This is a genomic window from Algoriphagus marincola DSM 16067 (assembly GCF_000429405.1).
Taxonomy (GTDB): Bacteria; Bacteroidota; Bacteroidia; order Cytophagales; family Cyclobacteriaceae; genus Algoriphagus; species Algoriphagus marincola.
This window is the reverse complement of the sequence record NZ_AUBU01000002.1, coordinates 110,570-130,696: the sequence shown is the minus strand read 5'-3', so window position 1 is coordinate 130,696 and position 20,127 is coordinate 110,570. Positions and strand designations below refer to the sequence as shown.

General features: G+C 43.0%; 17 protein-coding genes. 6 read left to right on the top strand and 11 right to left on the bottom strand.

The window, feature by feature from the left end; translation table 11 throughout:
* Nucleotides 1-56: 56 nt before the first annotated feature.
* On the bottom strand, nucleotides 57-509 hold the full coding sequence (locus G457_RS0103620; protein WP_026945243.1) for a MarR family winged helix-turn-helix transcriptional regulator: 453 nt from the start codon (nucleotides 507-509) through the stop codon (nucleotides 57-59).
* Between the two features lie 361 nt (nucleotides 510-870).
* Here G457_RS0103620 and G457_RS0103615 point away from each other — a divergent pair, with 361 nt between their 5' ends.
* Together G457_RS0103615 and G457_RS20985 are read left to right on the top strand one after the other, a co-directional pair.
* On the top strand, nucleotides 871-2,289 hold the full coding sequence (locus G457_RS0103615; RefSeq protein ID WP_026945242.1) for a COG1361 family protein: 1,419 nt from the start codon (nucleotides 871-873) through the stop codon (nucleotides 2,287-2,289).
* A gap of 64 nt (nucleotides 2,290-2,353) precedes the next feature.
* On the top strand, nucleotides 2,354-3,241 hold the full coding sequence (locus G457_RS20985) for a glycoside hydrolase family 16 protein (RefSeq protein ID WP_222584659.1): 888 nt from the start codon (nucleotides 2,354-2,356) through the stop codon (nucleotides 3,239-3,241).
* Nucleotides 3,242-3,267: 26 nt separating this feature from the next.
* Here G457_RS20985 and G457_RS0103605 read toward each other — a convergent pair whose 3' ends face one another.
* The 10 genes from G457_RS0103605 to G457_RS20975 all read right to left on the bottom strand — a co-directional run bounded on the left by G457_RS0103605 (nucleotide 3,268) and on the right by G457_RS20975 (nucleotide 14,372).
* On the bottom strand, nucleotides 3,268-4,068 hold the full coding sequence (locus G457_RS0103605; RefSeq protein ID WP_026945241.1) for an alpha/beta fold hydrolase: 801 nt from the start codon (nucleotides 4,066-4,068) through the stop codon (nucleotides 3,268-3,270).
* Nucleotides 4,069-4,092: 24 nt separating this feature from the next.
* Entirely contained in the window at nucleotides 4,093-5,721 is a 1,629-nt protein-coding gene (locus G457_RS0103600; protein ID WP_026945240.1) for an amidohydrolase family protein, read from the bottom strand.
* A 133-nt stretch (nucleotides 5,722-5,854) separates the two neighbouring features.
* Nucleotides 5,855-6,670 carry an enoyl-ACP reductase FabI gene (locus G457_RS0103595; RefSeq protein WP_026945239.1) on the bottom strand — a complete coding sequence of 272 codons (816 nt, stop codon included), beginning with the start codon at nucleotides 6,668-6,670 and terminating at the stop codon, nucleotides 5,855-5,857.
* A 62-nt stretch (nucleotides 6,671-6,732) separates the two neighbouring features.
* Complete coding sequence (recN, locus tag G457_RS0103590) at nucleotides 6,733-8,385, bottom strand: DNA repair protein RecN (RefSeq protein ID WP_026945238.1); 1,653 nt, start codon at nucleotides 8,383-8,385, stop codon at nucleotides 6,733-6,735.
* A 35-nt stretch (nucleotides 8,386-8,420) separates the two neighbouring features.
* Nucleotides 8,421-9,323: a type IX secretion system protein PorD gene (gene porD, locus G457_RS0103585; RefSeq protein WP_026945237.1), complete on the bottom strand. Its 903-nt coding sequence runs from the start codon at nucleotides 9,321-9,323 to the stop codon at nucleotides 8,421-8,423.
* Between the two features lie 21 nt (nucleotides 9,324-9,344).
* Complete coding sequence (gene coaBC, locus G457_RS0103580) at nucleotides 9,345-10,559, bottom strand: bifunctional phosphopantothenoylcysteine decarboxylase/phosphopantothenate--cysteine ligase CoaBC (protein ID WP_026945236.1); 1,215 nt, start codon at nucleotides 10,557-10,559, stop codon at nucleotides 9,345-9,347.
* Nucleotides 10,559-10,870: a DNA-directed RNA polymerase subunit omega gene (locus tag G457_RS0103575; protein ID WP_024284823.1), complete on the bottom strand. Its 312-nt coding sequence runs from the start codon at nucleotides 10,868-10,870 to the stop codon at nucleotides 10,559-10,561. The genes coaBC and G457_RS0103575 overlap by 1 nt, the downstream gene beginning before the upstream one ends.
* A gap of 2 nt (nucleotides 10,871-10,872) precedes the next feature.
* Nucleotides 10,873-11,781 (bottom strand): outer membrane protein assembly factor BamD, encoded by a 909-nt coding sequence (locus tag G457_RS20980; RefSeq protein ID WP_155847074.1) that lies wholly within the window; start codon nucleotides 11,779-11,781, stop codon nucleotides 10,873-10,875.
* A gap of 66 nt (nucleotides 11,782-11,847) precedes the next feature.
* Nucleotides 11,848-12,564, bottom strand: a complete 717-nt coding sequence (locus tag G457_RS0103565; protein WP_026945235.1) for a T9SS type A sorting domain-containing protein — start codon at nucleotides 12,562-12,564, stop codon at nucleotides 11,848-11,850.
* Between the two features lie 134 nt (nucleotides 12,565-12,698).
* Nucleotides 12,699-14,372: an OstA-like protein gene (locus G457_RS20975; protein ID WP_051260690.1), complete on the bottom strand. Its 1,674-nt coding sequence runs from the start codon at nucleotides 14,370-14,372 to the stop codon at nucleotides 12,699-12,701.
* 48 nt (nucleotides 14,373-14,420) lie between these two features.
* On the opposite strand from G457_RS20975, the gene tilS reads away from it, so the two are divergent.
* From tilS to G457_RS0103540, 4 genes are all read left to right on the top strand, one after another.
* Nucleotides 14,421-15,743, top strand: a complete 1,323-nt coding sequence (gene tilS / locus G457_RS0103555; RefSeq protein ID WP_026945234.1) for a tRNA lysidine(34) synthetase TilS — start codon at nucleotides 14,421-14,423, stop codon at nucleotides 15,741-15,743.
* Entirely contained in the window at nucleotides 15,743-16,258 is a 516-nt protein-coding gene (locus G457_RS0103550; protein ID WP_026945233.1) for a Crp/Fnr family transcriptional regulator, read from the top strand. Before tilS ends, G457_RS0103550 begins: the two co-directional genes overlap by 1 nt.
* Nucleotides 16,259-16,390: 132 nt before the next feature.
* On the top strand, nucleotides 16,391-17,326 hold the full coding sequence (mdh, locus tag G457_RS0103545) for a malate dehydrogenase (RefSeq protein ID WP_024284817.1): 936 nt from the start codon (nucleotides 16,391-16,393) through the stop codon (nucleotides 17,324-17,326).
* Nucleotides 17,327-17,419: 93 nt separating this feature from the next.
* A complete protein-coding gene (locus G457_RS0103540) occupies nucleotides 17,420-20,116 on the top strand; it encodes a hypothetical protein (protein WP_026945232.1) in 2,697 nt (898 codons plus the stop codon).
* Nucleotides 20,117-20,127: the final 11 nt, after the last annotated feature.

Genomic DNA, 20,127 nt, shown 5'->3' with positions numbered 1-20,127 from the left:
ATGAAATATTATTTGTTTTTACAATTAGTGTTTATACATAGATAAACGTAAATTTTTTAGCCTCTCAGTTTATCAAGCAGCATATTGAGGTTTCTAACCTCAGATTCGCTGAGCTTGATGTAATATTTATTCGAATCCTGAATCCGTGTCTCCAACTTCTCCAGCAACTTCAGTCCTTCAGCTGAAATCATCACATCCACTTGCCTTCTGTCAGTTGGACATTCTTCACGCAGTACCAAACCTTTGGCCTTTAGCTTTTCTACCAGACGAGATGCATTGGACATTTTATTGAGCATCCGTTCCTGAATAGAGGATACTGTAGTGGGATTCCCATTTTGACCTCTCAGTATTCTCAATACATTGTATTGCTCTGGAGACAAATCATAGGGTTTCAAAAGAGCATTTTGATAGCCCACAACATAACTATGCGTGAATAATAAATTGACCACAGCCTTATGATAAGGATCTATAAAATCTTTCTGCTGGATGGCTTCTTCTAACTTCCCCATTTTAATACAATTGAATTTAATGTATATACATAAAAATATATTAAAAGGTTTCCGAATTGGAAAAAAATTATCTTAAATGAGCGAAAAAGTGGAAATCATACTTCCGAAAAAAACTCCTTAACTGAAGCGGATTTCTTGAGTCTGAGCCTTTTCAAAAGGCTTTGACCAGAGAAAATAAAAACCGGAAGTGTGAAAAGAATTTCAGATCAAAACATTGATTTAAACTAGTTTAAAAGGGTTTTTTACAATATTTGATGTGTTTTTGATGTAGCCAAATTCTACATTTGATGAATAGTTGTAGAAGCTCTTTATTTGGGGTCTGCGAATCGGTTTAAGAAATTAGGGAAAAAAACTAATACCCATGAAAAACAATTTTCCCAAAATTATCACAATGCTCTCCCTGCTCGTAGTAAGCTGGGCCTGCGACAACGGTTTCGCAGACATTGATGTGATCGACACTCCTCCAAAAATCACTCTGGGATCCATCACCTCTGGATTGACTGAAGGAGAAGATTTTAGAATTTCCGTAACTCTGGATGACGGTACGGATGACGGAGCCATTAGCTCCCTTGCCTCCCTTGACTACACCATCACTTCAGGAGGAGCCACAGTTACTTCTGGATCAGAGGCGCTAAGTGGTGATCAGCAGACAGTTACTATTAGTGTTCCGGGTGGATTTGATGCTGGTACTTACAACTTTGACGTTGTAGTTTCAGATACCAATGGCAATACAGCAACTGATAATGTAACATTTGAAGTGGCCTCAGCACAACCAGACTTTGATATCACTGGTACTTGGGTGGTTGAGCCAGTGGCAGCTTCTCTTGCAGTGGGACCAAGCCCTGGAAGCACGGAGTGGTTCGCAATTGACGGAGCAGGAGTATCCACAAGAGCTTGTTTCTATGACGACACATATACTTTTGGAGCCGATGGATCATTCGTTATTGACCTTGGAGATCAAACTTGGTTGGAAACTTGGCAAGGAGTTGACTCTGACCGATGCGGTACTCCAGTAGCTCCTTATGCAGGAGGCACCTATCAATATACTTATGCTGGATCCACTTTGACTGTTATTGGTGAAGGTGCTTATCTAGGTCTTCCTAAGGTGAACAATGCCGGTGAAGTTTCTCAGGGAGCAGCTATTCCTGACCAAATTACATACACCATTGTTGACCCAGTTGTAGACGGAAATACCCGCCGAATGACTCTTAGAATCGAAGCTGGTTCTGGTGTATGGTGGGACTTCAAACTGATTTCTGGTGAAATTGACAATGGTGGAGGTGAATCTGCGTCTATCTTCGGAAATTGGAAAATGGAGCCAATAGCAGGAGCCTTTGGTGTAGGTCCTTCAGCTGGAAGCACCGAGTTTTTTGCTAACTCCGCAGACGATGTGACTACCAGAGCCTGCTTCTTTGACGATATCTACACATTCGCTGAAGATGGCACCTACTCTTATGATCTAGGCGATCAGACTTGGCTTGAAACTTGGCAGGGTGTCGCTGCAGACGGTTGTGGCGCTCCTGTAGCACCACATGATGGCTCAGGAGACTACACCTTCACCTTCGATGGCAGCTCCTTAAAGTTAATTGGAGAGGGAGCTCATCTGGCTCTTTCTAAAGTAATCAACGGAGCAGAGTTGAGCACAGCGGGAGTAGCAGTTCCGGCTGATGTGACTTACCAAGTAGTAAGCCTGACCGAAACAGATGGTGTGAAGCGAATGACACTTCATATCGAAATCCAAGACGGTATCTGGTGGACTTTCAAGCTGATTTCAGCATAATCTAATAATGTGGCATCTGGAAGGTAATATCCAGATGCCTTTTTTTTCTTTAACCCAAAATAGTATGAAAACTATCTTTAACTACACAAGCCAAACCTTTTCCGCATTTTTTCTAATTGGAGTTTTATTTTCCTGTGATTCGGAAACTGCGGACAATCCCACAGGTTCAAACCCCGGTAATAACGTCTCTGAAGTTCCAATTCCTGACGGTGGAGCCACCTCCCCTACTTCCTATCCTGGGATGACACTAGTTTGGGAAGATGATTTTGAAGGAAATAGCCTAGATGCAGCCAATTGGTCCCATGAAATAGGAACTGGCAACAATGGCTGGGGAAATAACGAACTTCAATACTACCGCTCACAAAATACCTCCGTTGAAAGGGGGCATTTAATTATCACAGCCAAAAAAGAGTCCTTTCAGGGAAGTGAGTATACCTCCTCACGCATTATCTCGATGAATAAACAGCAATTCCGTTACGGGAGGGTTGATATACGTGCTGTTAATCCTCGAGGACAAGGCTTATGGCCTGCTCTCTGGATGCTTGGATCAAACTTCCCTGAAGTAGGATGGCCAAGATGTGGAGAGATTGACATCATGGAGATGGTCGGCGGACAAGGACGGGAAAACACAGTCCATGGAACAGTTCACTGGGATAATAATGGAAGCCGGGCGGAATTTGGCGGTTCTTATAAGATTCCTTCAGGTACTCTAGCCGATAAATTCCACGTCTACTCAATCGAATGGACCTCAAATAATATTAGCTGGTTTATCGACGATGTGAAATATCATGAGATCGATACCACTCCTGCCGAACTAGATGAGTTCAGAAGAAATTTCTTCTTCATCATGAATGTGGCTGTCGGTGGAAACTGGCCCGGATCTCCGGATAATAGCACAACATTTCCACAACACATGATTGTGGACTATATAAGAGTCTTTCAATTTGATTAAAAAAAAGCCCCTACGGGGCTTTTTTTTTATGCATTTTCGCTCAACCAGTCTTTCAACAACTGGTTGACTACTTCAGGCTTCTCAATGCAGGAACTATGACCTGCACCGGGAATCATATGAAGCCTCGATCCAGCAATTCCCATTTGAATGAATTTTGCCTTTTCCGGTTTTGTGGCAACATCTTCATCACCCACCACAATCATAGTAGGGCATTTTATGGCACCTAATTCAGCTTCCACGCCTTTTCGGTAAATCACTCCCTCTACTGGTCCTGTAATCGTTTTCTTATTGGACCTAAGTTCCTTTTTCCACTTCTTAATCGCTTCCGAATTCGATTTATTGTTCAGCCAGGATTGAGCAAACATGATAGGCATGACCTTATTGGCGACTGGTGGAATCACTCCAAGCCATTTGACAATTCCGTTTAAGGTTTTGTATTTGGGCAAGTTTTCTACCGGCTCACTGTTCGCAGAGGTCTCTAAAAGGGTCAAAGACTTTACCAAATCAGGCCTTCTAGCAGCCAAACGCATTCCTACAAATCCACCCATTGATAGTCCGACAAAGTGTACTTTGCCCAAATCGAGCTTTTCTATCAATGCCGCTGCATCTTCAGCTACGGTTTCCATGTCAAATGGCTCCTTCACCTCGCTTTGGCCTTGGCCTCGATGATCGTACGCAATGACACGGTAAGACTTCGCCAATTCATCGGTCTGAGCATCAAACATTTTATGACTCCAAAGTAGTCCATGAGAGAAAACTACCGTTTCCTTTCCTTCTCCTTTGTCGATGTAATAGAGCTTAATTCCATTTGCTTCGATGTGCGGCATTTGAATCCTTTTTAGGGTGAAAATCTACCAATCTAATCCCGGCTGAGTGATTCGAGCATTTTCGCGAGCCTTATGCTGATCTACAATTTCCTTGACATCTGCCAAAAGCTGCTTTGCATCGTAAACGATCCCGTCCTTAACTGTATATTTAACGCCCCCAACACGGATGGGTTGGTTATTTTCATCTATTCGAATCGCACCAGTTCCATAAAGAACCTTGAGGTTTTGAAGTGGGTTTTCTTCCAAAATCACAAAATCTGCCAGTTTCCCTACTTCTACGGTTCCAATCTCCTTGTCCATTCCCAAAGCCTCTGCCCCATACATCGTTGCTGAGCGAATCACTTCCAATGGATGAAAGCCTGCCTCACGGAGCAATTCCAACTCTCGGATATAGGCAAATCCATACAATTGGTAGATAAATCCTGAATCAGAACCGGTAGTCACTCTTCCTCCTCGGTTTTTATACTCATTGACAAAAGTCATCCAAAGACGGTAGTTCTCCTTCCAAAGCAGCTCCTCCTCTGTCGTCCAGTCAAACCAATATGATCCATGCGACTGTCTACTTGGCGAGTAAAAACGCCATAAGGAAGGTAAGGTGTAGGCGTCATGCCACTCTGCTCTGCGAGCCCGCATCAAGTCCCGGTTTGCCTCATAAATATTAAAGGTCGGATCAAGCGTAAAATCAAGTTCCAAAAGCTCATTCATCACCTTATTCCAATGCTCTGAATAGGGCTTTGCCGCTTGCTTCCAAAGTTTGCCAGCTTCTGCAAATCGATGCTGCTCATTCTGGTAATTGTAATCCAATCGGAAATCCTGAATCGTTCGATCTTCAAAAAGTGCTTCTGGAAGACCGTACCAATGCTCCATGGAAGTTAGCCCAGCCCGTGCAGAATGGAGTACATTCCAACGAGCCACGTCCAGCTGCTGATGATGCATCGCAGAGCGAAGACCAATCCGTTTGTTTTCAGAAATGGCCGCCTGCATCACTTCGGGCTTTGCACCAAAAAACTTGATGCCATCAGCGCCCTTTGCTTTATTTTCATTGACCCAAGCTTTGGCCTGATCAGGTGTAGTTATCGGCAGTCTTTCTTTTTTTTCTTCTTCGGTGGTATCTTTCACCATCTTTTTATCCAAGTCTGCTCCAAATGCGGTATAGGCCAAGATCCTAGGAGCTGTAATTTGATTGGAAAGCGAGCGTTTTTTTTCATTCAAAACCCAATTAAGCCCATTACCAGCCGATGGGTCCCGAATGGTAGTAACTCCATGTGCCATCCAAAGCTTATATACATACTCAGCGGGAGTTCCTTGCCCTGTCCCTCCTATGTGTCCATGCATATCCACAAAGCCAGGCAGTAAATAATGCCCCTCCAAGTCCAAAACTTGCGTATTTTCATCTGCCTTGGGTCTACGGCCTTCAGAAATAGGTAAACCGGGATAGCCTACTGTTTGAATGCGGGTAATTCTGTTTTTCTCCACCACGATATCAACAGGGCCGACAGGAGGCGCCCCGGTCCCATCAATGAGTGTCACTCCTCGAATGATCAATCTATCATAGGGCCCATCACCCTCCTCCCGGTCAGGAGCAGGCATGATTTGAGCAAAGGCATGAAGCGAAAAGACTGAAAGAATCAGCCCAAGAATAATTTTCCGCATGATTTCTGGGTTAGGTGGTTAATTCAAGTCTATAAGTTAGCCGAAAAAACAAAAGGGAAAAATGACTTTTGGACAAGGCAAACAAAAAAGTCCGACAGAAGCCGGACTTTTAAAACAATTCTTATCAGAATAACTATAGATCCTTAAACTGTTCCATAATTTCCTCTGAAATACCTGTGTGAGAATATCCTCCGTCATGGAAGAGGTTTTGCATGGTCACCATTCTGGTCAAATCCGAAAACATCGTAACAATGTAATCCGCACAAGCTTCAGCAGAAGCATTTCCAAGTGGGGACATCTTTTCGGCAAAGTTGAAGAAGGAATCAAATCCTCCAATACCTGTACCGGCAGTGGTCTTGGTTGGCGATTGAGAAATGGTATTGACCCGTACATTTTTCAGCTTACCTAGTCTATATCCATAGCCTCTAGCGATACTTTCAAGCAAGGCTTTGGCATCAGCCATATCCGTATAAAATGGATAAACCTGCTGAGCGGCAATGTAAGAAAGGCCTACAATCGAACCCCATTCTTTCATGATATCCATTTTCTCTGCCACCTGCATCATCTTATGGAATGAAATTGCGGAGACATCATAAGACTTCATCGCCCAATCGTAGTTAAGGTCTCCGTAGGAGCGGCCTTTTCGGATATTTGGTGACATACCGATGGAATGCAACAAAAAGTCAAAATCGCCTCCGAGGAACTCTTTCGCCTCAGCGTATAGCTTCTCAATATCGTCCAAAACCGTAGCATCCGCGGGAATGACAATGGTATTACACTCTTCTGCAAGTTCTTTGATGGCACCCATCCGCATGGCGATAGGGGCATTAGTCAGGACAAACTTTCCACCTTGTTCTTTAACTTTTAGCGCGGTCTTCCAAGCAATGGAATTTTCATCCAAGGCTCCGGTAATGATTCCGACTTTACCTTTTAGCAAATTTTCTGGCATATTTCTATTGGGTTGATTTCAAAAATTCTTAGCAAAAATAGCTAAAAATTGGGTAAAGCCCCTCAATTCACCAGAAGCTCACGTGCACTCTGCAAGGCATTCTCTGAGGGCTGAGCTCCAGCTATCATTTTGGCTAGCTCCTGAATACGCTCCTGCTCATCCAAAAGCTTGATTTTTGATATAGTTTTGGAGGCTGAATTGTCTTTGAACACAAAGTAATGCATATCCCCTTTCGCAGCTACCTGAGGGAGATGAGTGATGCAAATAATCTGATGATTCGCTGAAATATCTTTCATCATTCTGACCATCTGTAGGGCTACCTCTCCAGAAATCCCTGCATCAATTTCATCGAAAATCAAGGTAGGCAAAGCCATTTTGTCGGCCATTAAATATTTGATTGCAAATAGAAGACGTGAAAACTCTCCTCCTGAAGCAACCTTTTTAAGCGCCTGCAAAGTGCCTCCCTTATTGGCGGAGAAAAGGATTTCAATCTGGTCGAGCCCGGTACTACTTGGGCTAATTTCCTGTCGCTGAAAATTGATTTGCGCATTTTCCATCCCCAAATCTTGCAAGAGGCTTTTCATGGATTTTTCAAAGTCGGAGAAACAACTTACACGCTTCTTAGTGAGCTTTTCTCCAAAAGACTGCATTGCCTTCTCAGCTTCTGCAAAGTCATTTTCAGCTTTTTCCAAGCTTTCATCCAAGTTCTGAAATTCGAATACCTGATCGGCTAACTGCTGTTCAATCTCGATCAGTTCTTCGACGGTAAGCACCCCATGCTTCTTTTGAAGTTGGTAGATTTTACTCAGACGCTCCCTGATTTCTTCCAGTTTTTCAAAATCCACTTCGATTTGTCCATCCTCTTCCTCGAGTGTAGCCAAAATATCCTTAACCTCAATCAAGGCAGACTGAAATCGCTCTCGAATAGACCCAAAAGTATGGGCCAGTCTCTCCAGACTTTGCAAGTGCTGCTGTATTTGCCCCATCCCCTGCAAGATCCCAAACTGCTCATCTGCAAAAAGACCACTAGCCTCCTGAATCTTAAGCTTGATCTCCTCAGCATTTTCGAGGATTTCTTGCTTGGATTCCAATTCTGTCTGTTCCCCTTCCTGAAGCGAAAGGGCACTTAATTCATCCAGTTGGAATTGATTGAAATCAGCCTCTTTCTGAAGCTCCAAAGCTTTCTTCTTGAGTTGGTCTAAGTGTTTTTTTGCTTTTCGAAAGTCATGGTATGCTCCTTGATAAGCACTCAACTCCCGATTTGATTGAGAATAGGCATCGACCAAGCCCAATTGATAGGCTCCGTCTCCGAGCAAAAGGGTATCATGCTGAGAATGTACATCCATCAGCTTTTCACCAAGACTTTTCAGCACGTCCAATAATACAGGCGTATCATTGACAAAAGATCTTGATTTACCGGAAGGGCTGATTTCTCTACGAATGATACAAGGCTCTTCGTACTCCAAATCATTCTCTTCAAAAAATCCTTGCAAACCGTAAGATCCAAGTTCAAACCAGCCTTCCACAATGCATTTTTTATCCTCGTGAAGGAGCACTTTGGTATCGGCTCGTTTTCCAAGTAGCAATCCTACGGCTCCAAGCATGATGGATTTTCCCGCACCCGTTTCGCCAGTAATCATATTCAGACCGGCTCCAGGTTGCATTTTCAGATCATCAATCAGTGCATAATTGGATATACTGAGGGATTTGAGCATGGATTTTACGTTTGTACAAAGCTAAAAAATCAAGCTTAGCTTTTCAGCAGCTCGTTGTACTTTCTCGCATTATTTGGATCCACTTCCAGCAGCAATTCTACTGCTTCTGTCCGTATCTCAAAAGAGGCATTCTTTAATACCTGTGCTATCTCATCTCCTTTGGCATCCATAAAGGAAATCGTGAAGATCCCATTGGGTTGTGCTTTATTGGCCTCTGCCACCAAGCGAATTGCTTCAAGCATATTTTGGTAGGCCTTCTCAGGGTCTATCTGCAAAATATCCAATCCCTGTCTATGATAGAGGTAATACGCCTCTCGAATCGAGGAGTATACAGAAGATGTATAAATATCATTGATCAACCAAAATCGATTTCTCCGGTCGGAGTTACTTTGCCCCCAGCCTGCTCGACCGGATTGTTGGGCATTATTTACTATATCATTGGCAACTGCAAAAAAGGGATCTCCGCCTTTATTCTGAAAACTATCGTAATCTAAACCAAGGGCGATATTGGCATAGTAAGCTAAAAGCGAAGAGATGTTATTAAGGAAGGTAAAGCGGTTAAACTCCAGGGGTTGAGATTCGATGAACTCAAAATTCCAAGTTCGATCGGCAAAATTGAAAAGGAGACTTTCATAATTGGTTCCGTAAACCGGCCGTACGGTTTGCACTTGAACAGTTGCAGAAAATGACCCTACCGTTGTGGCCTCATTGATGGTAATCAGTAAATTTCCCTTGATCCGCTCCTCCGGCCGAAACTCGTCAGTGGTCCATGATCGTCCATTAAGGAACTGCTCAAAACTAGCCTTCATTTGGTTAAAAATATCCGTATTCTGAAGATTGGAGCGCTCACTGTTGATCGTGACTGTAAAGTTGAGCTCTTGGGCATTTACAATTCCGGCCAGCAGAAACAAGGAAAGAAAGCTGATTATTTTTGTCATTCTCTTACAATAAAGAAAAAATCAGATCAGCGTCCAACTGCTCTCCCGCTTGATATGATCCAGGATCAATTGGGCGATTTCCGACTTAGATGCGAGTGGAGATTTCCACTGACCTCCATTTTTGGAGAAAACAGTCACCCGATTGGTATCCAAACGAAAACCTGCACCACTTTCTTTCATGGAGTTGAGAACAATTAGATCAAAATTCTTGCGCTGAAGCTTCTCCTTTGCATGAAACTCTTCATTTTCTGTTTCGAGTGCAAAGCCTACATGAAATTGTTTGGGCTGCTTTTTACTTCCCAACTCTTTCGCGATGTCAACATTCTTCTTCAGGCGAATCTGCATAGCATCCTCATCCTTCTTGATTTTTTCGGTAGCGACGGTAGCCGGTGCATAATCTGCCACCGCAGCCGTGAACACGACGATGTCCATCTGACTATGAATAGCTGAGGCTGCATGAAACATCTCCTCTGCACTGTCCAAATCTTTCCAGTGAAACTTCTCTTTATTCACAGGAATAGCCACAGGACCTGAAATCACCCAAACCTCCGCACCTCTTTCCAAGAACGCCTCGGCGAGTGCTAGTCCCATTTTACCGCTTGAATGATTGCTGATGAAGCGAACAGGATCAATCGCTTCTTGAGTCGGTCCCATGGTGAGGGCTACCTTTTTACCGGAAAAATCACCTTTGGATTCAAAAAATCGCTGTATTTCTTCTAGAATCTTTTCAGGCTCCATCATCCGACCCTGGCCAGATAGCCCGGAAGCTAATTCTCCACTTTCGGCATCCAGTAGTCGGTTTCCAAAACCTTGAATAGTAGCTAGATTTTTTCTGACGGATGGATGCTGATACATATCTAGATCCATCGCAGGAGCTACCCATACCGGACATCTTGCTGATAGGTAGGTAGCTAGAAGTAGATTATCACAAAGCCCATTTGCCATTTTCCCAAGGGTATTGGCTGAAAGAGGCGAAATGATCATCAAGTCTGCCCAAAGCCCCAATTCCACGTGGTTGTTCCAAGTGCCCGTTTCATTTTTTTGGAAAGTATGTAAAACTGGATTTTTGGAAAGGGTAGCTAGGGTCAAAGGGCCTATAAAATCAAGAGCAGAGGCCGTCATAATGACTTGGACCTCTGCTCCTGCCTTTACTAATAATCTGACCAAGAAAGCGGACTTATAGGCAGCAATGCTACCTGTGACTCCAAGAAGTATTCGCTTTCCTTCGAGATTCATTATTCAGTTTCTTCTTCAGGATATCTGTGGTATAATTTCCCATCCAGATATTCTTCCATTGCCAAAGTAGATGGTTTTGGCATACGCTCATAAAACTTGGAAATTTCGATTTGCTCCTTGTTTTCGAAAACTTCTTCAAGGTTATCTACTGTAGAAGCAAACTCAGAAAGCTTGCCATTCAATTCCTCTTTAAGGTTATTGGAAATCTGCTTTGCACGCTGACCTACCAAGTGGATAGACTCATAGATGTTCCCGGTCTCCTCGGATACTTTGTCCAAATCTCGGGTAATGATTGATGGATTAACTGCCATGTTTATCGTTGTTTAATTTCTTCTGTTGGTTTTATTGCGCTGACTGAGGTAGTGTCAGCAGCTTTTTCGGATCGCTCCGCAATATCTCTTTTCACCTTTAGGTGACTATTCAACTCTTCACGAGCTGTATTTTCATAGTCTTTCACCTCTGCCGTGAAATTACTATCTGGATATCTTCGGTAGAAATTCATCGAATATTGGAATACATCGTTGAGTCGCTCTTCTTTTTTGGAGAAAATACTGTTTACAGCATACTCTGTACTTACCTCTACCAGTTTGTAGGCCAACTCTTCGTTGTATTCACTATCAGGATAATCCTTTGCGAAATTCTGGAAATTGACAATGCAGGCTCTCAGAAAGTCTCCTGGAAATAAGCCGTCTTTCAAACGGTAATACATCATCGATTCTTCATAGGCTTTCTGCTCAAACCGCTTCTCTAAGTCGGTCAACATTTCCAAAGCTCGCTCATAACTATCCGAGCCGGGATACCTCGTCACAAACTGCTGAATTGCTGCTACTGCCTCTTGGCTACTCTGCTGATCCAAATTGAAATCAGGAGCATCTAGAAAAAGGGAATAAGCATGCATAAACAGGGCTTCTTCTGCCAAAGGGCTTCGGTTGTATGTCCTGTAGAAATTATTGAAATAACCGGCAGATTCGATGTATCGCTTAGTTTTGAAATGACAATAAGCGTAATTGTAATCCGCCAATTCTGCCTTTTCGCTACCTCTGATGATAGGAATCACCTTGTCATAAAGAATGATTGCCTTGTTGTATTCTCCTTTTTGATAGTAGTCATTGGCACCTTCGTAGAGCTCCTCCCAGTTGGTACTTTTTTCCAACTTGGCAAATGGGCCACAGGAGAGGCTAAGAGTGACAAAAACAAGTAAAATAAAGGGGACTTTTCGCATATTCATTTTCAAGACCGCAAATATACGGGATAATAGTTGGTATTCAAATGGATAGGGTGGCTCAGTTTACTTCTTCACAACGAGTTTTTTGGTGACAATATTTTTATTGTCAACAAATAATGTGTAGAAATATACTCCTGGGTTGAAATCTGAAACATTGATCAGTAAAGAGGAGCGCTCAGGATCTAGCTCATATTCTGCTACTGGGTTTCCGATAAAGCTATTTATGGTGATTTTAGCTAATGTTTCTCGCTTTTTCAGCTTGTAATCTAGTTGTGCTACCCGATTGCTTGGATTAGGATAGACCTCAGAAATAGTAATTGCGTCATAATCCGATTCATCGATTTTCTTGGCAGGGTCAGTGACATCGTATTGAGCTTGGACAATAAATGATTCCCGAATATTAGACGTATTCACAAAGATTAAAGCAAAGGCTCCACGAGTCTCTGCGATACCAAGAGAAAACTCCAAATAAAGATCCGTAATAATCTCTCCCGGAGCTAGCGTTACTTTTATTTTGGCTAAATCTCGCTTTGCATCAAAACAGGCATCTCCGATACAGATTTTCATCTCCTGCGAAGAACCAATATCTCCACTGATATTTTTCAGGAAATAGGTTTTTTCAACCTCGGATTCGTTTTGAAGGATGATGGTTTTCCGCTGTGATGCACCGATGTCGCCATCGAATGAAAGTCCCTCACTTAGCACACGGACCTCTTGTGCTTCCGCCAATAGCGGAAGGGTCACAAAAACCCATGCAAAAATTCTAAGGAAAACTTTCATGTAAAATTCTATTCGATAAGCCTGTCGTCTGATACTTTCGAGAAGTAATATACTCACAAAAATACGCAGTAGGTAATCTTGGGACGAAAATTTGCGGTTAATTGTTGTTAACCTTTATAAAATATTTCCGGCTTTTATTCGTTCGAAAAACCTTTGACCTTTTTCAAGGGGATCAAACCGCCTTTATTGGTATTTGTATCCCACTTTTCTAGGGACTTTTGCATTTCTTCATCAGAAGGCATTCGGATTTCAGCCTCCGGAACTTCAAAAAGATTTTCGGCTTCCAGATCCACCTCATTGACAGACCTCCAAGCAAATATTTTCTCCATAGTAGGCTTTTCTTCTTTTCGCCAGACAAAACCTTCTAGCTTCCCTCCCTCTTCACCGATATCCTGCACAGGTATAAACTTTCCCTCCGGCTTTACCCCATAGTTGACCTTTTTCAATTGCCCCTCCGAAAAGGTCATTTTGATCGTGGCAGAAAGGGTCCTATTGACTCCCTGCAATAAGGTGTCACCCTCTAAGGCATAATACAAGGATTCGCCATTTCCAGTGATATCCAATGTATTTAGATCTCCATTTTCGAAAAGCCCCGTCATAGACCTGCCTTTCATTTGATTGAAATTGACTAAGGTATCAGTCATGACGGCAAATGCATTGTTTTTTACAAAAAGCTTCCGAAGCTGTTCGTTTTCAATGAAAAACGTCATGGAATCTGCGGTAATCTGACTTCTATTATCCCAAATAGCAGGATCTTGAAATAGGCGGATCGTCGAATCTGAATAATTGTACGACAGCGAATCGGCTATTCCTGACATCTGTGACTTCACCAACTGTATGGATGAAAAAGCCAAAAGGTATTTTAGTGAGTCTGATTCGTGATCCTGAGAAATCAGCGTATCGGCAGTCATGTACAGGGTATCTGTTTCAAAATACCTTCTGACCAGAGCGTTGCCATGAACCAAGCTGTATCCACGATCCTCCCAATATTGACCTTGATCTCCAAATATTTCGACCTCCCGTTCCTTGTTCAATACTCGAACATCTCCCTTCCCCTCATAATAAGCCTCATTTTCCCGATACAGCAATTCATCGGCTTTGACCCGACTTGTCTCGGTCTCCACCAAGCCATCAAAGAATCGGAAATTTTTCGCTTGCGTATCGTAAAAACTCCCTTTCGAAGCATCCAGGGTATTTCCATCTTTGGAAATCAAATTGGTTAGCCCTTTGGTTTCAGCAGTTTTGGGAATGGTGAGATAAACCAGAAAATTGGTTTTCATCGTGTAGTCAGGATTGACCAAAACCACGTCATCGGTGAAAGTAATTCGTTCCCGATTCACTTCATATCGCCCCTTCTCACTAGTCAAGACATTGGTAGAGTCTACCACCCGACCATCATTGAAATAATAGGCGATATTTCCAGCTCGGTCATAATCCAAATAATCAGTGTAAACGGTCGTCTCCATATTGGTGAAGACTACGTTGGTCCTAAGTTTCGCCAGTTTCGTATTCCCGTCATATTCTGCATAAGCACTTCGGGTGGTCACCGAATCTTCTTCACTTCGGATAAAAACCCGACCATATAGTTTGGCTTTATTATCTGCTCTGAAAAAATGAGCTGAATCACACTCGATCAAGGTGCTTTGATTTTTCATTCGGACAGAACCAAGCAATCTTTCAAAACCCATCGCACCTTTTAGCGAGTCTGCACGAAGGATTTCCAAGGCATTGTTTTCCTGAGCCCGAACCAATAAAATCGGAAGGAATAAAAATGCTATCAGGCAAAATGATTTGAGGCGGCTGTTCATAGACTTGTCCAAGTGGGCAAAATTAGTAGAAAAAGCTATTTTTGATCAATGTTAACAGTATTTAAGGAGCATATCGAAAAACGGGGCCTTTTGTCTCCTTCTAAAACCTACCTACTCGCCTGTAGCGGAGGAGTGGACAGCATGGTTTTGGCACACTTGCTTTTGGAAATAGGAATCCCCTTTGAGATCGGCCATGTGAATTTCGGACTGAGAGGAGCTGAAAGCGATGCAGATGAATCCTCGATTGAAAAGTGGAGCATGGAAAATAGCATTCCTTTCCATAGCCATCACCCGGACACCACCAGTAAAGCCACGGATGAGAAAATCTCCATACAGATGGCCGCTAGGGACATTCGATACGCTTGGTTTGATGATTTAATAAAAAAGCGATCCTTGGATGGGATCGTTCTTGCCCATCATCAGGACGATCAGTTGGAAACGATCTTTCTAAATCTCCTGCGTACTACCGGATTGGATGGGATACAGGGTATGGCGGATAAAAAGGGCTACTTGATCCGTCCATTACTCCATTTTTCAAAAGAAGAGATTCTGGCTTTCGCCAAAGAAAATGGAATCACTTGGCGTGAGGATGCTTCGAATCAAAAAACAGAATATAAGCGAAACAAGCTCAGGCTGGAAGCACTCCCCGCCCTCTATGAGGTAAGTGAAGATGCTAAGCAAAACCTCCTCAGCAGTTTTAACCGCTTACAGGATGCCGGTAAGGCGCTGGGTGGATTATCAGAAATTTGGCTAGCGCAAAACCTTCAAAAAGATTCAGAAGTAGAAAGCTTGCCTTTTCGGAGCTTTATCAATCAGGCAGGTGCTACCACATTGCTTTTTTACTGGCTTCGGAGCTACGGCTTCAACTCGGATCAAGCCGAATCAACCCTCCACTCGGCTAAAAATCAGGAAAGCGGGAAAGTTTTCTTCAGCGCAACTCATCAGTTGACTGTAGACCGGGAAGCCTTGCTTTTGGCGCCAATTTCAGAGCGGTTTGATCCTGTTATCCTAGATGAAAAAGACATCGAACTCGTACTCCCGGAGGGCACCTACGAATTACTGAAAGAACCTTTTGACCGGAAAATTGACACGTCCCGTCAGAATGCCCAGTTGGATTTGGATCGACTGAGTTTTCCTTTGACTATCCGGACTTGGGAGTTGGGAGACAAATTCATTCCTCTAGGGATGAAAAACGGAAAAAAAGTCTCTGATTTTTTGATAGATTTGAAAATAGACCGTTGGCACAAAGATCAGGTCAAGGTGCTTGTTTCGGAAGGAAAAATCGCCTGGGTGATCGGCCACCGGATTGCAGACTGGGCCAAGTGCGACGAGGCTACACGGGTTGCTTTACATTTCAAAAAGAAAAACTGATGCAAAATCCTTTTACCAAATCCTACACCGAATCTGAGCTTCAGACTTTTGATTTTATGAGGCCGATCAAATTTTTTGAAAAGTTGAAAAATAAAGAGCTCTCCCGTTTTTTACCGGCCATGCATGTCCGCAAATATGTCAAAGATGAGGTCGTCTTTTTCAGTAAAGACCCTAGTCAAGCCATCTACTTGATCAAGAAAGGACAAGTGCATCTGACGATAGATGTGAAGGACAATTTTGAGATGATCATGGAAATCAATCGTGGCCAGGCATTTGGAGAAAACTCCCTTTTACAAAACACCAAACGAATCTACACCGCGATTGTCAGTTCGGATGAGGCAGAGTTGATCGTGATCCCGCATTTTGCTATTCAGGAGATCTTCGAAAGCAATCCAAAAATCAAAGCCAAGGTGATGACATCGCTTGCAGAATATTACAACGAAAACAATCAGCGACTTTTCCGCTCCTATCGGGAGTCCTTCGGATTTTTTAGCCTTCGGCAAATGTTTGAGTGACAATTGACAGCCGCTTAGCCTTAAGTCAAATACCATCCAACAAAGTATTTCCTTTCGGGTTTCTAATCCTGTCATTGTTAATTAACTTAGCGGCGCTTTTTAGGCAATTCATTCATAAAAATTTATAAAATCATGAGCAAAGTAACCGTAGTTGGGGCTGGAAACGTAGGAGCAACTTGCGCTGACGTTTTGGCCTATCGCGAAATCGCGGAAGAAATTGTTTTAGTAGATATCAAGGAAGGCGTAGCCGAGGGCAAGGCTTTGGATATCTGGCAAAAGGCCCCGATCAATCAATATGACCCGCGTACAGTCGGCAGTACAAATGACTACAGCAAAACCGCAGGATCAGATGTAGTTGTCATCACTTCAGGCCTACCACGCAAGCCAGGGATGACCCGTGACGACTTGATCGAAACCAACGCAGGGATCGTGAAGTCTGTAACAGAAAACGTAATCAAGCATTCACCTGACGCCATCATCATCGTAGTATCTAATCCACTCGATGTGATGACTTATCAGGCACACCTCTCTTCCAACCTTCCACGTACCAAAGTGATGGGTATGGCTGGAATTCTCGATACAGCACGCTACAGAGCTTTCTTGGCAGAGGAGCTGAATGTTTCTGCAAAAGAGATTCAGGCTATCTTGATGGGAGGACATGGCGACACGATGGTTCCACTTCCTCGCTACACCACTGTTGCTGGTATTCCTGTGACAGAGCTAGTAGCTAAAGATAAATTGGACGCAATCATCGAGCGAACAAAATTCGGTGGCGGTGAATTGGTAAAATTGATGGGAACTTCCGCATGGTATGCACCTGGTTCTGCTGCTGCTCAGATGGTAGAGGCAATCCTCAAGAATCAGCGTCGCGTATTCCCAGTCTGCATCAAGCTTGATGGCGAATACGGTATTGATGACTGCTATCTTGGCGTACCGGTCATCCTCGGCAAAAACGGAATCGAAAAAGTAATCGAATTGGATCTCAACGAAGAAGAAAAGGCTCTTTTGGAAGTTTCCAGAGGCCACGTGAAAGAAGTAATGCATGTACTTGACAATTTGTCTAAGTAATTTGAACTTCTAAATTCAAAGACCCGGGATCTAGTTTGAAAAAGCTGCATTCCGGGTCTAATTTTTGTACCTTAACCACAAAATTCCAGCCCCTTGAATATTGGTAAAAGTGCATTGATTCTCGCCATTATCCTGGTTGCCACAGTTGCGGGCTACCTGCTTTATTCCGATTATTTTTCCTCATCTACGCTGGAAAACAAACAGTTGATCAGTGATAATGCCGTTTTTGTTCTAGAATCAGATCAAGCTGATCAAAGCTGGAATAAGCTGGTCAATCACCCACTTTGGGAAAAAATCAAAACCATCCCAAGCTTTGAAAAAATCGCCACTAATCTCTCGACCTTAGACAGCCTCACAGGATTCCAGGGTCAAATATCCCGATTACTCAATGGAAACAACCTAACCATCTCCTACCATCCCACAGGAGCTGAAAGCTTTGATCTACTCTATATTTTACAATTGGATAAATCCTCTCTTGAAAACCTTTTATCAAGTATCAAATCCAATATTTCGGGAGAAACCAAACTGGTAGCCAGAACTTATTCTGAAACTGAAATCACTGAAGTCACCCAAGGCCCCGACTCCCGACTGATGAGTTTCACCTATTTAAATGGACTCCTTGTCCTTTCCGAATCATCATTTCTAGTGGAGGAGGCAATTAGAAAGTCTCAGGTTCCCGCAGAGGAATTGATCCCGGCTGACTTGACAGCTTCTGGCGAAAAAGGTTTTGCTACGCTTTGGCTCAGAGGAAAAAGCCTTGCAAGCTTTCTGAAAGGAGTAAGCAAGGAAAGAGAAAGTCAGCAAATTCGGGCCTTGGAAAATCTTGATGCATCTGTCGCTTACGAACTCTTTTTGGATGCTAATCAAATCAGATTTGAGGGGAATTTGGATTACAGCGAAGCACCTTCCTTCACCCCTTCCCTTGCTGCGAATATTTCTGAAATTCAGAAAGCTATCTCTGCCAGAACGGTCTCTCTAACCCAATTCAATTTACAAGGGATAGCAGAAATTCAGCAGCTAGAAAATCGAGGTTTCGTCCCAAAATCCACTATCCAAGCCGAAGTGCAGCAAAACTTAATTGATCAAGGATTTTTGGATGGGTTTGGTGGGGAATTTTACCTACAAGAACTTGAAGCAAGAGCTGATGGCAGCTCAAATCTAATCTTGGTAGCGAGACTGCTCAACGACAATGAACCCCTCGAGATTCTAAAAAACTACTTACAAAAAGAAAGTGAAACCTATTCTGATTTTTATGGAAATGATGAAGTTTTCTACGTTCCCACGGAGGAACTTCCCGCTTATCTTTTTTCAGGAAAGTTTGTGGGCTTTCCACAGACTTTTGTGATTCGTCGAGCTAATATCATTCTATTTGCCAATTCGCAAGAAGCGGTCAAAATGCTTCTTGACGATCTTAACAGAGGCTATACCTGGGATAGTAATGCGATTCAAGATTATCTGAGGGCAGCATTAAGCCCAAGTGCTGGTTTCTCGCAGACCTATCGAATCAAGGAAATCTGGAATAAATGGACCACTTTAACCAACACTTCCTGGAGTTCCTATTTCCAAAAATACAGACCAGTATTTAGTGCATTCCCTTATCTGACACTCCGGGTAAATCAAATCGGGGAAGAATCTAAAAGCAGCATTTTGATCACTTTTGATGAGACAGCACCAGAAATAGAAATCGCCGAAAATCAAGTGAATCTCCAATCAGATCAGATCTTGAGATTCAATCAAAGGCTAATTTGGGGACCAAAGGAGATCATCAACTTTCAGGACAACTCAAAAGATTTGATCCTTCAGGACCAGGACCATACGCTATACCTCATAAACTCAGCTGGAGATATAGTCTATCGGTATCCACTATCCGGCCCTATAATCAGTGATGCTTTTCAAGTTGACTATTTCAAGAATGGAAAACTCCAGCTGCTTCTTGCCACCAAGGATAAAATTTACGGAATTGACCGGCTTGGAAATCCATTGACCGGCTATCCTTTTGATCTCAAAGAATCGATTACTCACTTGCAGTTGGTTGATTATGACAATACCCGAGACTATCGGTACTTTGTAGCAACGGAGTCTGCGAACCTCCTTTTACTGGATAAAACCGGAAATAAACTGGAGGGATGGAACCCAAATCCAATCTCGGAGAATAGCCTTCAAAGTCCGCGACACTACCGTGTACCGGGCGTAGGGGACTACATGGGCACGCTCACTTCATCAGGCAAGCTTCATCTTTTCAATCGAAGAGGGGAAAAGCAATCCGGATCGCCTTTCGACCTTAGCGCGAGCTTCCAGTCTGAATTATTCTTTGGAAAATCTACCACCACCAATCGATTTGTCCTCACCGGAGTCAGCACAGATGGCCAGGTAATGGAAGTGAACTTCAACGGAGAAGTGGTCAATCGAAATCAACTGGAAAAAGATGATCGAGACAGCGAATTCAAGTTAATCCCTGATCAAAATCAGAATCAGTTTATCATCCTTTCCAAAACCTTCAACCAGCTCAAGGTCTTCAATTCCAAGCAGGAGGTTTTGTTTAATATCCGCGTCTCTGAAGAAAGACTTGTGTATCAATATTTTGATTTTGGATCGGATAGACAGATTTTTGCAGTGACAGACCCTCTGCAAAACTTCACTTATCTCTATGATCTTTCGGGTAACCTACTGACCAACTTGCCGTTGGATAGTTCAGGTCCGATTCAGATTAGTTTTGACCAAAGGGCAAATCAGTACGCCATACACACCATCATGGGTGATCAAATGATCACTTATTTCCTTTCGGCCTAGTTGATTGGATT